The sequence below is a fragment of the Microbulbifer sp. ABF4_143 genome (genome assembly GCF_056160225.1).
The window spans coordinates 33,047-46,799 of record NZ_JBSWWT010000001.1 but is presented as its reverse complement, the minus strand read 5'-3'; the positions used below and the strand labels follow the sequence as shown (position 1 = coordinate 46,799).

At 62.1% G+C, this 13,753-nt stretch carries 11 protein-coding genes and 1 tRNA gene; 6 read left to right on the top strand and 6 right to left on the bottom strand.

The features are described from left to right. Positions 1 to 168 precede the first annotated feature (168 nt). Positions 169 to 2,661 (top strand): hypothetical protein, encoded by a 2,493-nt coding sequence (locus tag ACXAF3_RS00235; RefSeq protein WP_475110290.1) that lies wholly within the window; start codon positions 169 to 171, stop codon positions 2,659 to 2,661. Positions 2,662 to 2,714: 53 nt separating this feature from the next. Here the strand turns inward: ACXAF3_RS00235 and ACXAF3_RS00230 are convergent, their stop codons facing one another. The 3 genes from ACXAF3_RS00230 to ACXAF3_RS00220 all read right to left on the bottom strand — a co-directional run bounded on the left by ACXAF3_RS00230 (position 2,715) and on the right by ACXAF3_RS00220 (position 5,491). Continuing rightward, positions 2,715 to 4,196, bottom strand: a complete 1,482-nt coding sequence (locus tag ACXAF3_RS00230) for a C13 family peptidase (protein ID WP_475110289.1) — start codon at positions 4,194 to 4,196, stop codon at positions 2,715 to 2,717. 70 nt (positions 4,197 to 4,266) lie between these two features. Next, positions 4,267 to 4,896, bottom strand: a complete 630-nt coding sequence (locus ACXAF3_RS00225) for a CAP domain-containing protein (protein ID WP_475110288.1) — start codon at positions 4,894 to 4,896, stop codon at positions 4,267 to 4,269. Positions 4,897 to 5,414: 518 nt separating this feature from the next. Next, positions 5,415 to 5,491 (bottom strand) — tRNA-Arg (locus ACXAF3_RS00220). A gap of 370 nt (positions 5,492 to 5,861) precedes the next feature. On the opposite strand from ACXAF3_RS00220, the gene ACXAF3_RS00215 reads away from it, so the two are divergent. After that, entirely contained in the window at positions 5,862 to 6,281 is a 420-nt protein-coding gene (locus tag ACXAF3_RS00215) for a c-type cytochrome (protein WP_475110287.1), read from the top strand. 179 nt (positions 6,282 to 6,460) lie between these two features. Here ACXAF3_RS00215 and rep read toward each other — a convergent pair whose 3' ends face one another. Then, positions 6,461 to 8,494 carry a DNA helicase Rep gene (rep, locus tag ACXAF3_RS00210; protein ID WP_475110286.1) on the bottom strand — a complete coding sequence of 678 codons (2,034 nt, stop codon included), beginning with the start codon at positions 8,492 to 8,494 and terminating at the stop codon, positions 6,461 to 6,463. Positions 8,495 to 8,611: 117 nt separating this feature from the next. On the opposite strand from rep, the gene ACXAF3_RS00205 reads away from it, so the two are divergent. The 4 genes from ACXAF3_RS00205 to ACXAF3_RS00190 all read left to right on the top strand — a co-directional run bounded on the left by ACXAF3_RS00205 (position 8,612) and on the right by ACXAF3_RS00190 (position 11,923). Continuing rightward, the gene (locus ACXAF3_RS00205) at positions 8,612 to 8,851 is read left to right on the top strand and encodes a DUF3565 domain-containing protein (protein WP_475110285.1); all 240 of its coding nucleotides are present in this window, start codon (positions 8,612 to 8,614) and stop codon (positions 8,849 to 8,851) included. Next, a complete protein-coding gene (locus tag ACXAF3_RS00200) occupies positions 8,848 to 9,306 on the top strand; it encodes a YaiI/YqxD family protein (RefSeq protein WP_475110284.1) in 459 nt (152 codons plus the stop codon). Before ACXAF3_RS00205 ends, ACXAF3_RS00200 begins: the two co-directional genes overlap by 4 nt. 286 nt (positions 9,307 to 9,592) lie before the next feature. Continuing rightward, positions 9,593 to 10,468, top strand: coding sequence for a subclass B3 metallo-beta-lactamase (gene bla / locus ACXAF3_RS00195; RefSeq protein WP_475110283.1), 876 nt, complete (start codon positions 9,593 to 9,595; stop codon positions 10,466 to 10,468). Positions 10,469 to 10,687: 219 nt separating this feature from the next. Continuing rightward, positions 10,688 to 11,923, top strand: coding sequence for an amidohydrolase family protein (locus ACXAF3_RS00190; protein ID WP_475110282.1), 1,236 nt, complete (start codon positions 10,688 to 10,690; stop codon positions 11,921 to 11,923). Between the two features lie 26 nt (positions 11,924 to 11,949). Here ACXAF3_RS00190 and ACXAF3_RS00185 read toward each other — a convergent pair whose 3' ends face one another. Both ACXAF3_RS00185 and ACXAF3_RS00180 read right to left on the bottom strand, forming a co-directional pair. Next, positions 11,950 to 13,446 (bottom strand): YifB family Mg chelatase-like AAA ATPase, encoded by a 1,497-nt coding sequence (locus ACXAF3_RS00185; RefSeq protein ID WP_475110281.1) that lies wholly within the window; start codon positions 13,444 to 13,446, stop codon positions 11,950 to 11,952. Between the two features lie 29 nt (positions 13,447 to 13,475). Then, positions 13,476 to 13,724, bottom strand: a complete 249-nt coding sequence (locus ACXAF3_RS00180; protein WP_475110280.1) for an accessory factor UbiK family protein — start codon at positions 13,722 to 13,724, stop codon at positions 13,476 to 13,478. Positions 13,725 to 13,753: the final 29 nt, after the last annotated feature.

The following is a 13,753-nucleotide window of genomic DNA, read 5'->3' as shown; positions in this document are numbered from 1 at the left end:
CTATGCAGCGCATCCGTCTGACTTGTCCTTACTGACTGACCAACGTCTTCGGAATCCCGTTCATGTTTATTCAGTGGCAGATATCGACTAACATTTGCGCCACCGTTTTCTGTGCGGGATAGCAAGCCTATTGGTTCTCCATTTATCTACCCAACAAGAAAAATACCTATGAAAACTCCTTTCGCCCGAGCCTTACTTCTGACCAGCACATTTGCTCTTGTTGCCTGTGGCGGCGGTGGTGGGGGCGGCGGCGATGCGGGAGAAGGAAATAGCAACGGTTCCGGGCAGGCGGGTGGCGGTAGTGCGCAGCCGCTTGCACCCACGGCGAAAATCACGCTGGAAAATACTCGCACTTTTGCCGGTGGCGCCTACACCTTCGTGGATATCCAAAACGCGCTCATCAACAATTTCACCTATCCGTTGGAACCGCCGAGTTTTTCCTCCAGCAGAAATGGCAATACCAGTGAAGAATGTTTTGCCGGTGGCACCCTGACCAAGACGGTTTCGGAAGACGGTGCCGTCGAGTCGCTTGCATTTCAGGACTGCCAACTACAAAGTGGACTGGTTCTAGATGGTGAGCTGGAGATTGGCACCTCCAGTGCTGATAGTAACGATGCGTACGAAATAGAATTTGACCTCTCAAGCCTCTCGGCCCAGAAGGCCACCTACAGCCTGGATATCAGCGGTAAGGTCTCGGTGATGGTGCCGGGCCATAACGAGGCCCCCCGCAGGATCAAAGTAATTTCCAATCTGCAGGCAACGGACAGTGAGAATAGCGAGCGTTATCTCACGGAAAACTTTCAGTACGAGCTCAGTATGGGCTATCCGGCGTCGTTTATAGACACAATGAATTTCAGCGGCGGATTGGGAACCGATGCCTTGGGCATGGCGGTGCTGAAGGTGCAGAGCGCCGATATCGGTGACCGCTTTGCGGGCGGCTCCAATATCACCGGTGTCGACGACAGCTTCGGGGTTATGCAGCGGGTTGGTATTATCTCTGACAGCGATCTGGAACTGCTCTACTTCGCCAGTCCCACGCAGAATTTTTCGAGCGCTGGCGTGCGTCTGCCCTTGTCCGAGCTCAGGGAAGGAAAATTTGATTTCTTTGGTAGCGAAAATACACCGCCGAAGAATAGTCCCCGCTGGTATTCCGGAAATTACCGAAGTGCGGAACTGGGTGAAGAAATCACCATCAGCAGTTACAGCCGCTATATGACAGACTACAACGGCGATCTGCTGACAACCGGGCTGGAGATCTGGAATCTGGGCAAAGGATACGGGGCCGAGGGTGAAGAAATTCGCAACTATCTCCAGGTTAACCAGGCCGGCTACGACATTCAAAAGATTGCCTTTGAGGTGCCAGGCGAGTGGCAGGTCTCGGTCACAGCCACAGACCCGAAGGGCGAAACATTCAGCCTGTATTACACCACGGTAACGATCACTGATGCCCGCGATACTGACGGCGACGGTATCATTAACGAAAACGATCTCGACGATGACAACGATGGGGTGCCGGATTCCGATGACGCCTTTCCTTTGGATGCCAACGAGGACAGCGATACGGATGGTGACGGAATTGGCAATAACGCGGATACCGACGATGACAATGATAGTGTCGTCGACGGTGAAGATGCGTATCCACTCAACCCAAGATGTGCGCTAGCTTCTGATGGCGATGGAGAGTCTTGCTACCTCGACATGATTTTCCATACCAACAGCTTTATCGACAGTCGCAATATCGTCTATTACTGGAATTCCTGTTTTTCGGCCAATTGCAGTCCTGCGGTTGGAAAGATTATTCGCTGGGATATGAGCAGTGGGCATTTTCTGCCGCCGCTTGAAATCAACCGTACGCTTGGTGAGGCTGGAGATACCATAAAGGTGCGCCATTTCACAGAGCAGGATAGAGCCGTTGTCATTTTTTCCGATACAGAGGTGGTTTATTTTGAGTTGGGCGCGGTCGAACCTGTAGCTAAGCTGTCCAACTTGCCGCCTAAGCCATACGACTGGTTACTGGGTTATTATGCAGAAGGTGATTATCTCGTTCGTGTAACGCGAAATTCTGCGGACAACTACAATTATGCAGAGGTGTTCGATCTGGCATATGCAGAAATCGAGGAGGCCGGAGCGGTCATCGAGACTAATTACAGCTATATCCCTAACAAGATTGCACCTTATGCCGCGAAGGGATACACGCTTAATAGGGAAACGGTCACTCTGGAAAAATTCGACCGCGACGTCTTTATTCAGAATACATATTCGCTTATTTTCTCGCCAGACAATACCCGCGCCTTGGACACCAACACAGGCAAGGTATATCAACTCGACAGCTTGGAGGTTGTCGGAGATATTGCCGGCCTTGGGAGTACCGGCTGGCGCAGGTATATGTCCTGGACAAAAGACGGAATCGTCGATGCAGGCAGCTTCTTTAATACTGAAACCCGGCAGAGCGACAGCCGTGTCAGCCTGTTCGACGATTCAACGTTTGCGTTAAAAAAACAACTGGATTACCCGGAAACGATCATCTCGTACAACGATCGTGAGCAGATAATGTTTGACGGAGACAAGTATTACTTTTTGTCTTATAGGCGTATTACGGAAACGGGCTTTCCGGATCGCGAATTCGACCATCGTTTTATGGAAGTCGATTTAAGTGAATGATTCGCCATTAAGACAAGGTCTATAGTCGTGCAGGGGTGGAGCTCAAATTGCTGTCACTGGCTCCACCACTGAAGAAACATCTGGCCGACCGCCTTTTGTGGCAGTGAATGTGATTCTCCGTCGATCGCCTGCTCTTTTTCCATTTCGGTAATCCGCCGATTGGCGGCGGCGAACCAGGCTTGCGGATCATCGACACCGGCTTTCAGTGCATCGCCGTAAAGGGCCGCACTGAACCAGGTGCGCTCCGAGTCGTCGCTACAACCGAAGGAGGTGCGGTCCGGGGCGGCGGAGGTGAATACGATGCGGTTGGGTGCGGCCAGCGCCTCTTTCCACTGGCCGGAATAGCAGGCGGAGATCACTATCCACTGGTGGCGAGCCTTGAGGCCGTCCAGCCACTGCTTGCCGTCGTTTACCGAAATGTCATTGAGAGGCAGCTTCTGCTCCGCCAGCTTCAGGTCGCCGTTGTCGCCGCCGTGGCTGACCAGGTGCACGAGCAGCAGGTCTTCTTCCGGGTCCATCAGCGCGTCCAGCGCCTTCAGGCTCTCTCGCACACTGGTGCGGGTGGCGAGGGGGAGCTTGTCTCCGCCGCCGTTGGAGAGGCGCAGCTGTCGCTGTTTGATATCGAACTGGGTGCCCAACCTCTCCGCCACCCAGTCCACCTCCTTGGCGAACACCGGCGAGGTGCCGTCACCGCCCACCACCAGCAGGTACACATCGCGCACGCCGGGCCGCTGCGGGGCCAGTGACGCGAACGCAGACTGCAATCGCTCCGCCTCGGAGTAGAGGCGCGCCTCCACGGCCGACCTCTGCTGCCTGTCGCTGCCGCGCCAGGCTTGCTCGCTGGGGTAGTAGCGGCCGGACACGAAGTAGCCCGCCTCCTGCAGCGGTTCGCCGCTGCCGTCCCTGCGGATGCGCACCCCCTCGCCACTGGCCTCGCCGTACTCGAAGGTGGCGCGGATGATGGTGCCGTCCGGCCGGGTCAGCTCCCCCTCGCCGGCGTAGTAGGAGTATTCGAAGCCGCCGCGGTAGCTATAGCCCTGCGGATCCCGGTAGCTGCCGTGGACCAGGTAGCCGTTTTCGAAGGTGCCCTCGTAGTGGGCGCCCTCCGCCGTTCTCCTGTGCCCCTGGCCGTGGGGCTGCCAGTCCAGGAATTCCCCCTCGTAGACCTCCCCGTTTTCCCAGGAGACAGAGCCCCTTAGCAGTTCTCCCCGCTGGAACTCGCCCTCCCAGACGGTATTCCCGCAGTCGTAGCGGCCACTGCCACTGAGATCGCCGTCGACAAATGCGCCCTCGTAGATGCAGCCATCGGCGTAGTCGAAGCGCCCCTGACCGGTCATCCGCCCCTGCCGGAATTCCCCCTCGTAGCTGCGGCCATCGGGCCAGGTCAGTCTGCCCCGGCCGTGAAACAGGCCGTTTTCGAGATCGCCGGAATAGATGGAACCGTCCGGCAGAGAGGTGCCGCCGGCGAACCGTGCCGGCTCGCAGCCGGTGAGGACTGATAGCAGGGCGGGCAGCAACAGGGCGGCGCGTTTCATTCCCGGATCCATACTTCTGAGTGTCGGCGTCAGACTAACAAATTGGGGACCGCCCCGCTTCATTCCGCGCTCAGTCGACCCGGTAGGGCAGCTGCTTGTAGATATTGCCCGCCGGGGCGTAGTTACAGGTCACTATGGTGCCGATATTGCCCTTCGGGCAGCGGTAGACCCCGCAGCCGACCGCGCGCGGCAGCCGTCTGCCGTTCGCGTCGAAGGCATCCAGCGTGTTCCAGATCAGCTGGCTGTAGTGACCGGTTTTGAGATCCCCGAACGGGCGGTAGCGATACTGCGCCGCCTCTCCGGCCCAGCCGGCCACCGCCTGCGACAACGCATCCGCTTCGGAAAGGCGTGCGGTGGAATAAAAGATATTTTCACCCACCGACGGATAGGCGGGGTTGCCACCGTTGGCGAGGTAATGCGCCCTGCGCCTGGCGTTGTGGCCGGGGCGGGAATTGCACTGGGCGGCCGACCAGTTGTAGGCGGTGCGGGCCAGGGCCTTGTCGTACACCAGCATGGTTACCGGCGGGTTGGGTTTGGGGCTGTTGGGCAGGCGGCCGGCGTTCAGGTCTTTGCGCAGCTGGTTGTGCAGTTCCAGCGCTTTGCAGCCGTCGGGGCCGGCGCAGCCGGGTTCGGCAGCGGTGGCCTGTGTGGTCGGGGCGAGCGCGGTTAGGAGTAGCAACGTGATGGCGATTTTGTTCACGTTTTACCTTGTCGGGGGCGGGTTGGTTTTCTGATATCGGGTTACTGGAATCAGTTAAGCACAGATGGGTGTGCGCGGGGGCTTGTTGGAGGCTGGGGGGAGTCTGGTGATTGGGGGATGGGCTCCCTTCGCTCGCTGGTCTCCGGCGCTGCGCGCCTCCGGCTCGAACGGAGGTTCGAATCTGGACCCTGGGGCGGGCCATATACGAAAAGACCACTTGAGAGGTAGGCGGAGTCCGGTGGTAGGAGGATTAGCTTCGCCCTTCGGGCTCGCTGCTCTCCGGTGGCTTCGCCACCTCCGAGTCGAACGGAGGTTCGAATCTGGACCCTGGGGCAGTCCATGTACGAAAAGACCACTTGAGAGGTAGGCGGAGTCCGGTGGTAGGAGGATTAGCTTCGCCCTTCGGGCTCGCTGCTCTCCGGTGGCTTTGCCACCTCCGAGTCGAACGGAGGTTCGAATCTGGGCCCTGGGGCAGTCCATATACGAAAAGACCACCGCGAGGGTGGTCTTTTCGTATATGGCCCGCCCCAGAGGATTCGAACCTCTGACCTTCGCCTCCGGAGGGCGACGCTCTATCCAGCTGAGCTAGGGGCGGGTGACTTTTTGTTGCCAGCAGGTGTAGTGCCTGCTTCGGGGCGGGAAGCCTGCGGCTTCCGGCGACGCTCCCCTTCGGGTCCGGCCGCCAACCACAGGTTGGCGGCGCTCGCCTGCGCGCAACGCGGTGCGTTGCAAACGCTTGCCTCGCCCAGCTGAGCTAGGGGCGGGGAGGACGCGGATTATACAGAAGGGCGGTTGCTCGGCAAAGGGAATTGGGTGGGCGGGGAGCGATAGCGGCTGGCGCCCTTCGCAGCGGGCGGCTCAATGCTTATAATGCGCCGCTGGTAGAAGTGTGCGGCACCGTGCCGCTGATCTAGGGGCCGCCCAGTTCGGCCATTCGGGGAAAGTCGGCCCTCAGGGGGGATAAGATGAAGAGCATTTTGAATATTGTGGCGGCGCTGGCCGTGGTGACTGGTGCGGCCGCTGCAGTGGCGCAGTCGGTGGACCAGGAGATCGCCGAGCGCATCGCGCCGGTGGGCGAGACCTGTATGCAGGGCGACGAGTGTGCGGCGGCGGTTGCGGCGGCGCCGGCAGCCGGTGGCGGTGCCCGCAGCGGCGAGGCGGTCTACAACGGCAGCTGCGCCACCTGTCACGGTGCGGGAATCGCGGGCGCGCCCAAGTTCGGCGACGCCGGCGCCTGGGGGCCGCGGATCGCCAAGGGTATGGATACGCTCTACACCAACGCGCTCAATGGCTTCAACGCGATGCCGGCCAAGGGGCTGTGCATGGACTGCAGTGACGACGAGGTCAAGGCCGCCGTGGACTATATGGTGGAGGGCAGCCAGTAAGCGACTGCTTACTCAGGTTGCGAAAAGGCCGCTCTTTGAGCGGCCTTTCTTGTTTCTGTGGAGGGGCTCTAGATCCCTTGTAGGAGCGGCCCATGGCCGCGATTGGAGGTGGAATCTTCCTCGGCGCTGATCGCGGCCATGGGCCGCTCCTACAGGGGGGAGGTTTTACCCGGGCTGCGTCAGTCGAACATACTGAGCAGGGAGCCCAGCGTCTCCTCGCCCTTGGCCTGGTTCTGCTCCGGCGTGGCCTGGCCGAAGCCCTCGAAGACACAGTCTTCCGGCGGCAGTTCGTCGAGGAAGCGGCTGGGGGTGGTGTCCTGGGTTTCGCCGAACTGTTTGCGCTTGCCGGCCAGGGTCATCGTCAGCGTCTTCTGCGCGCGGGTGATGCCGACGTAGGCCAGGCGGCGCTCCTCCTCGATATTGTCGTCCTCGATGCTGTTGCGGTGCGGCAGCAGGTTTTCCTCCATGCCGATCATAAACACATGGGGGAACTCCAGGCCCTTGGCCGCGTGCAGGGTCATCAGGCTGACCTTGTCGGTGGCCTCTTCCTCCTCCTGGCGCTCGAGCATGTCCCTGAGGATCAGTTTGGAGATGGCCTGTTCCAGGCGGATATCCTGTTCCAGCTCGTCGTCGGTGCCCTCCATAATCTTGTTCAGGCTCTCCAGCAGCCAGTAGACGTTCTCCATACGCTTCTCGGCCACCTTCTCGCTGCTGGCGTTCTGGCTGAGCCAGCCGGCGTAGTCGATATCGTCGAGCATCTCCCGCAGCGCCGCGTCGGGGCTGTTTTCGCGGCAGTTGCGCCGCACCCCCTCGAGCCACAGCGCGAAGCGGTTCAGCCGCTCGTAGCCCTGCTCGTTGATATGCTCGCGGAAGCCGATCTCGGAGCAGGCGCTGAACATCGAGATCTCGCGGCCCTTGGCGTAGTTGCCCAGGGCCTCGAGGGTGCTGGTGCCTATCTGCCGGCGCGGCGTGTTGATGATGCGCAGGAAGGCGTTGTCGTCGTCCGGGTTCACCAGCAGGCGCAGATAGGCCATCACGTCCTTGATCTCGGCGCGGGCGAAGAAGCTGGTACCGCCGGACATCTGGTAGGGGATCTGGTGCTCCTGCAGCTTCATCTCGATCAGGCGCGCCTGGTGGTTGCCGCGGTAGAGCACCGCGAAGTCCATAAACTTGCAGCCGCGGCGCGCCTTCTGCAGGAATATCTCGTTGGCGACCCGCTCGGCTTCCTCGGTCTCGTTGGCCACCTTGAGTACGCGTATCTCCTCGCCGAGGCCGCGGTCGGACCACAGCGCCTTGTCGAACTCGTGCGGGTTGTGGGCGATCAGGTGGTTGGCCACCTTCAGGATACGGCTGGTGGAGCGGTAGTTCTGCTCCAGCTTGATCAGGCGCAGGTTGGGGAAGTCCACCTTCAGCTGGCTCATGTTCTCCGGGCGCGCGCCGCGCCAGGCGTAGATCGACTGGTCGTCGTCGCCCACCACCGTCAGGCCGCCGCGGCCGCCGACCAGCAGTTTCACCAGCAGGTACTGGGAGTTGTTGGTGTCCTGGTACTCGTCCACCAGCAGGTAGCGGATCTTTTTGCGCCAGCGCTGTAACAGCTCCGGGTCGGAATCGAACAGCTGCACCGGCAGCAGGATCAGATCGTCGAAGTCCACCGCGTTGTAGGCCTTCAGCGCATCGCAGTAGCGCCCGTAGGCCACAGCGATGGCCTGCTCGCCGGGGCTCTGGGCCTGCTCCAGGGCGCGCTTGGGGGTCAGCATGTCGTTCTTCCAGTTGGAGATCTGGTTCTGCACCCGGTCGAGCAGGTCGGTGTCCAGGTCGCCGTCGCGCAGCATCAGCTCCTTGATCAGCGCGCGGGCGTCCTCGGCGTCGAAGATCGAGAAGCCGGGCTTGAAGCCGGCCGCGCGGTACTCCTTGCGCAGTATGTTCAGGCCCAGGTTGTGAAAGGTGGACACGGTCAGACCGTGGCTGGCCTTGGAGCGCTTGCCGTCCGCACCTGCCAGCAGCTTGCCGACCCGCTCCTTCATCTCGCGGGCGGCCTTGTTGGTGAAGGTCAGCGCGGCGATATTGCGCGCCGCGTAGCCGCACTCCTCGATCAGGTAGGCGATCTTGCGCGTGATCACGCTGGTCTTGCCGGAGCCGGCGCCGGCCAGGACCAGGCAGGGGCCGTCGACATATTTCACCGCCTCCGCCTGGCGGGGGTTCAGCTGGGTCATTCTGGGCTTACATCTTCGGTTTGGGCGAGGCGGGATTCTACCAGCCGCGTCCGGCACTCGTGTACATCGCCGGCGCGATTGGCTATAACTGCGCGGTCACCCCCCGGGAAGTACCCCATGCAACAGCCTATCGCCGGCTACCACCGCGACGAAGAAGACCACTGGGTCGCTGAACTGGCCTGCGGTCACAACCAGCATGTGCGCCACGACCCGCCCTGGCAAAACCGCCCCTGGGTCACGAGCGAGGCCGGGCGCGAATCCATGCTCGGCCATCTGCTGAACTGTGTGAAGTGCGACCAGGGCGCCCCCCGGGACTGGCTCGACGGGCGCCGCAGCGACGAGGAAAAGAATCAATGAAGAAAATCTGGGTCGACGCCGACGCCTGCCCGGTGGCCATCAAGGAAATCCTGTTCCGCGCCGCCGAGCGCACCCGTACCGAGATGACGCTGGTGGCCAACCAGCCGCTGCGGGTGCCGCCGTCGCGCTTTATCCGGTCGGTGCAGGTGACCTCGGGCTTCGATGTGGCCGACAACGAAATCGTCAGACGCTGCGCCGCCGGCGACCTGGTCATCACCAGCGATATACCGCTGGCCGCCGAGGTGATCGACAAGGGCGCCGATGCGCTGAATCCCCGCGGCGAGCGCTACACCAAGGCGAATATCCGCGCGCGCCTGAACATGCGCGACTTTATGGACACCATGCGCGCCAGCGGCCTGCACACCGGCGGTCCGCCGCCGCTCGGCCCGCAGGAGCGCAAGGCCTTCGCCGACCAACTGGACCGCTGGCTGGCGGCGGCCCGCAAAAAAATTTGAGGAAATTCTGGGGAAGGGATGCATGCGATTGAAAAAGGCACGGAAAGGCCGGCTGCAAACCGTGATGGCCCGGCTGCCCCTGATTTATTAACCTGGCAATAAAATATATGAATCCTCATATATTTTATTGTCGCCCGCGAAATACTGGCGCAGATACGCGAACCTGCTGGTATTTCGCGGGCTCACCCCGGGTCGATGGCCGGCGGCGGCACATCCCTGTGCCGCATTAACCCGTTAACCTTTTCGGTTATCGGGTTAATAAAAACAGCAAAAATGGAGTGAAGCAATGCAAGCAAAAGCCGGCGTTGCAGCTGCGATCATCGCGGCCATGGCCTGCACGGCGCAGGCGAAAGAACACAAGCCGCTGCCGCAACTGAAGGCCTATCGGGTACCGGATTCCTGGATTACACCGGTCGAGCCGCTGCAGATTGCCGAGCACACCTGGCAGATAGGCACCGCGGGTCTCAGCGCACTGCTGATAAAAACCGGCGATGGGGCCATTCTGATCGACGGCGGCATGCCGCAAACGGCGGATCACCTGCTCGCCAATATGCGCAGGCTCGGCGTCGAACCGGCGGACCTGAAACTGATCCTGCACAGCCACGCCCACGCCGATCACGCCGGGCCGCTGGCGGCCGTCAAGCGCGCCACCGGTGCACAGCTGGTCAGCAATGCCGAGTCCGCCGCACTGCTCGCGCGCGGCGGTGCCGACGATATTCACTTCGGGGACGGGATTTTGTTTCCGCCGGTGACTGCCGATCGCATCCTGCAGGATGGCGAAGTGGTGTCATTGGGTGAGCTGGATCTGCGGGTACATTTCGTTCCCGGCCACACGCCCGGCAGCATGGCCTGGATCTGGCGCGATCGCCGCGACGGCGAGCCGGTGAATATCGCCTATGTGGACAGCCTCAGCGCGCCCGGTTACCAATTGGAAGACAATCCCCGCTACCCGCGTATCGTCGAAGACTATCGCAGCACCTTTGAAGCAGTGCGCGCACTGCCCTGCGACCTGCTGTTGACACCGCACCCGGCCGGCAGCGGCTGGGGTTATGAAGAACAGGCGGTACAGGAAATATCGACCGACTGCCGCGCCTACGCGGATGCGGCCGAGAAAAAACTCGACGAGCAGCTGGCCGCGGAGCACCGGCGGGCGTCCGGCTGAGCGCCAGCCCCTTTGTAACGCACTTTCTATCGCATAAAGAAGGGCTCCTATCCCGCCCCGCTTTTCTTTGTCTCTGCCGGTCTGGCATTGTGATCGCCCGCCGAATGATCCGGCGTGACATTCAATGTTTTTGCAGGGTGATCCGTGAACAAGTCCAAGTCTTTCCGAGCCGTCCCCGGCTCAATCGGGGGCGCTGCCGTCGCCCGGACCTTCAGGTCCATGTTTTATGCTTTACTCCTGGCGCTCTGGCAGCTGCCTGCCGTGGCCGACACTTTCGAGATCACTGGAGGCAAGTGGTTTGACGGAAAGGCTTTCAGGGCCGATAGCTGGTATGTCGATGAATCCGGCAGCTTCACCAGGGAAAGACCGCGGGAGATAGACCACAGAATCGATGCCCGCGGCAAGTACCTGGTTCCGCCCTATGCCGACGCGCACAATCACAACCTGCAAAATGACTGGGGGCTGAAGAACTTCGCTCCCCAGCAGCGGCGCTCCGGTGTCTTCTACCTGGCTCAGTTGTGTGACTTCGGCGAGAAACTGCGGGCGCAGTTTGCCGGCCCGGATACACTGGACGTGCGCTATGCATCCGACTGCATTTCCGCCTCCGACGGCCATCCCCTGGGGCTGCTGCTGGCGGGACAGCAGGGGGAACCGGACGAGTCCGCCATTGCAGAGGCGCACAAGGCCTACCTGGCGGTGGACGACCCGCAACAGCTGGACGTCGCCTGGCGGAAGGTGCTGGAGCACAGGCCCGATTTTATCAAGGTGGTCCTGATCGCCAGCGAGAAATACCGCGAGCGGCACGGGGCGCCCGATTATCTGGGCATCAATGGCATAGACCCGGCACTGGTGCCGGAAATAGTCGCCCGCGCGCACCGGATCGACACGCCGGTGCTGGCCCATGTGGATACGGCCCACGACGCCGCCGTTGCGATCGAGGCCGGTGTGGACGCGCTGGCACACCTGCCCGGCTACCGTATCGCAAAAGATGAGGGCTTTGACAAAGAGGATTATCTGCTCGACGAGCGGGTGATTGCCGAAGCCGCGCGGCGGGGCACGAAACTGATCGCCACGGCAAGCGTGCCCGCTATGCACAAAGGATATTCCGCAGAGGCGCTGACGGAGATCCGCGAGATCCAGAAACTGAACCTCTCCCGCCTGGACGCGGCCGGTGTTCCGCTGTTGATGGGCAGTGACAATGTCTTCGGCACGGTGATTTCGGAAATCAAGTACCTCGACGAGCTCTGCGTTGGCAGCCGCGACGCGCTGCTGCGCTCTCTGACGATGGACACTCCCCGCTGGCTGTTTCCGGAGCGGCAGCTGGGCCGTTTTTCCGAAGGGGCCGAGGGCAGTTTTCTGGTGCTGGACGGAAACCCACTGCAGAATCTGGATTTTCTCGAGAAGATCACCCTGGGGGTCAAGCAGGGGCATATCATAACGGGCGCGCCGGAGTAACCGGGTGCCTTAACCGCCGCCGCGGCCTATCCGTTTTCCAACACAGGCTGGCGCCGGTCCAGATTGCGGTAGGCCAGCGCCTCGGCAATCTGCCCCGCGCCAATCGTTTCCTCGCCGGCCAGATCCGCCAGCGTGCGCGCGACCTTCAAGACGCGGTGATAGCTGCGTGCGGACAGACCCAGCCGCTCCACAGATTGGCGCAGCAGTGCTCGCTCGCTTTTTCCCAGTGCGCAGTGGCGATCGAGCTCGGCGCCGCTCAACTGCGCGTTGATTTTTCCCTGCCGGTCGATCTGCCGCGCCCGCGCAGCGGTCACGCGCGCGCGCACCGCAGCCGAGGGTTCGCCGGCCGGCGTCTCCTGCAACTGGCCCGCGGACATGCTCGCAACCTCCACCTGCATATCGATGCGGTCCAGCAGCGGGCCCGAAAGTTTGTTGCGGTATCTGTCTATCTGATCCGGGGTGCAGCGGCAGCGGGGCTCGCCCAGGTAGCCGCAGGGGCAGGGGTTCATCGCGCCGACCAGCTGGAAGTCGGCCGGGTAGGTGACCTGGGCGCGGGCGCGGGAGATGCGCACCTCGCCGTTTTCCAGTGGCTCGCGCAGTATCTCCAGCGCGTGGCGCGGAAACTCGGGCATCTCGTCCAGGAACAGCACGCCGCGGTGGGCGAGGGAGATCTCGCCGGGTTTCGGGTTGCTGCCGCCGCCGACCAGCGCGGTGGCGGAGGCGGAGTGGTGTGGCGCCCGGAAAGGGCGCTGCCGCGGCTGCGCCAGGCCGGCACTGGAGTAGACGGCGGCCACTTCGATCAGCTCTTCGCTACCCAGCGGCGGCAGTATGCCGGGCAGGCGGCTGGCGAGCATCGTCTTGCCGGTACCCGGTGGACCGTAGAATAAAAGGTTGTGGCCGCCGGCCGCGGCCACTTCCAGCGCGCGCCTGGCCTTCAGCTGGCCGCGCACATCGGCCAGGTCGGCGCAGGCCGCTGCTGTCTCCTCTTCCTCGCGCTGCGCGCTGGGCAGCGGCTCGCGCCCGTGCAGCTCGGCGCACACCTGTAGCAGGGACTCGGCCACCTTCAGGTCCCCGCCGGCCAGCGCGGCCTCGCTGCCGCTGCCCCGCGGTACGACCAGTCTGCGCCCGGCGGCGGCAGCGGCGATGGCCGCCGGCAGGCTGCCGGCCACGTCGCGCAGGCCGCCGGTCAGCGCCAGCTCGCCGATAAATTCGTAGTCTTGCAGCGGCCCGCAGGGAATCTGCCCGGAGGCGGCGAGTATGCCGATGGCGATGGCCAGGTCGTAGCGGCCGCCCTCCTTGGGCAGGTCCGCCGGCGCCAGGTTCACGGTGATGCGCCGCTGCGGGAATTCGAAGTGACTGTTGACCAGCGCGCTGCGCACCCGGTCGCGGCTTTCGCGCACCGCGGCCTCGGGCAGGCCGACGATATGGAAGGCGGGCAGGCCGTTGGCCAGGTGGGTCTCGACGGTGACCAGCGGCGCGGAGACGCCCAACTGGGCGCGGCTGTAGGTGACGGAGAGACTCAAAATTTCATCCTTGAAATTTGTGTTTCGATTTAGTCGGAGGGTGGAATATCTTTTTCCCTGTCAGCCAGTGCACGCTCCAGCGTTTCCACCTGCGCCTCGAGTCGCGCGAGTTTTTCCCGCGTGCGCTGCAGTATCTCCACCTGGGTGTCGAACTCGTGCTGGGATACCAGCGGCAGCTTGCCGAGCGCCACCGCTAAAGCATCGCGAAGGTCGCCGGTGATCACCGCACCCTGTTGTTGCAGCTCGTGCAGCAGCTGTTGCAATTTATCCGCGGCCACCGGCGCTCTCCCATCGTCAGATCACAAAA

Coding starts and splice junctions, on each gene's coding strand:
- ACXAF3_RS00235 (WP_475110290.1), top strand. CDS start 169: ATGAAAACTCCTTTCGCCCGAGCCTTACTTCTGACCAGCACATTTGCT.
- ACXAF3_RS00230 (WP_475110289.1), bottom strand. CDS start 4,196: ATGAAACGCGCCGCCCTGTTGCTGCCCGCCCTGCTATCAGTCCTCACC.
- ACXAF3_RS00215 (WP_475110287.1), top strand. CDS start 5,862: ATGAAGAGCATTTTGAATATTGTGGCGGCGCTGGCCGTGGTGACTGGT.
- rep (WP_475110286.1), bottom strand. CDS start 8,494: ATGACCCAGCTGAACCCCCGCCAGGCGGAGGCGGTGAAATATGTCGAC.
- ACXAF3_RS00205 (WP_475110285.1), top strand. CDS start 8,612: ATGCAACAGCCTATCGCCGGCTACCACCGCGACGAAGAAGACCACTGG.
- ACXAF3_RS00200 (WP_475110284.1), top strand. CDS start 8,848: ATGAAGAAAATCTGGGTCGACGCCGACGCCTGCCCGGTGGCCATCAAG.
- bla (WP_475110283.1), top strand. CDS start 9,593: ATGCAAGCAAAAGCCGGCGTTGCAGCTGCGATCATCGCGGCCATGGCC.
- ACXAF3_RS00190 (WP_475110282.1), top strand. CDS start 10,688: ATGTTTTATGCTTTACTCCTGGCGCTCTGGCAGCTGCCTGCCGTGGCC.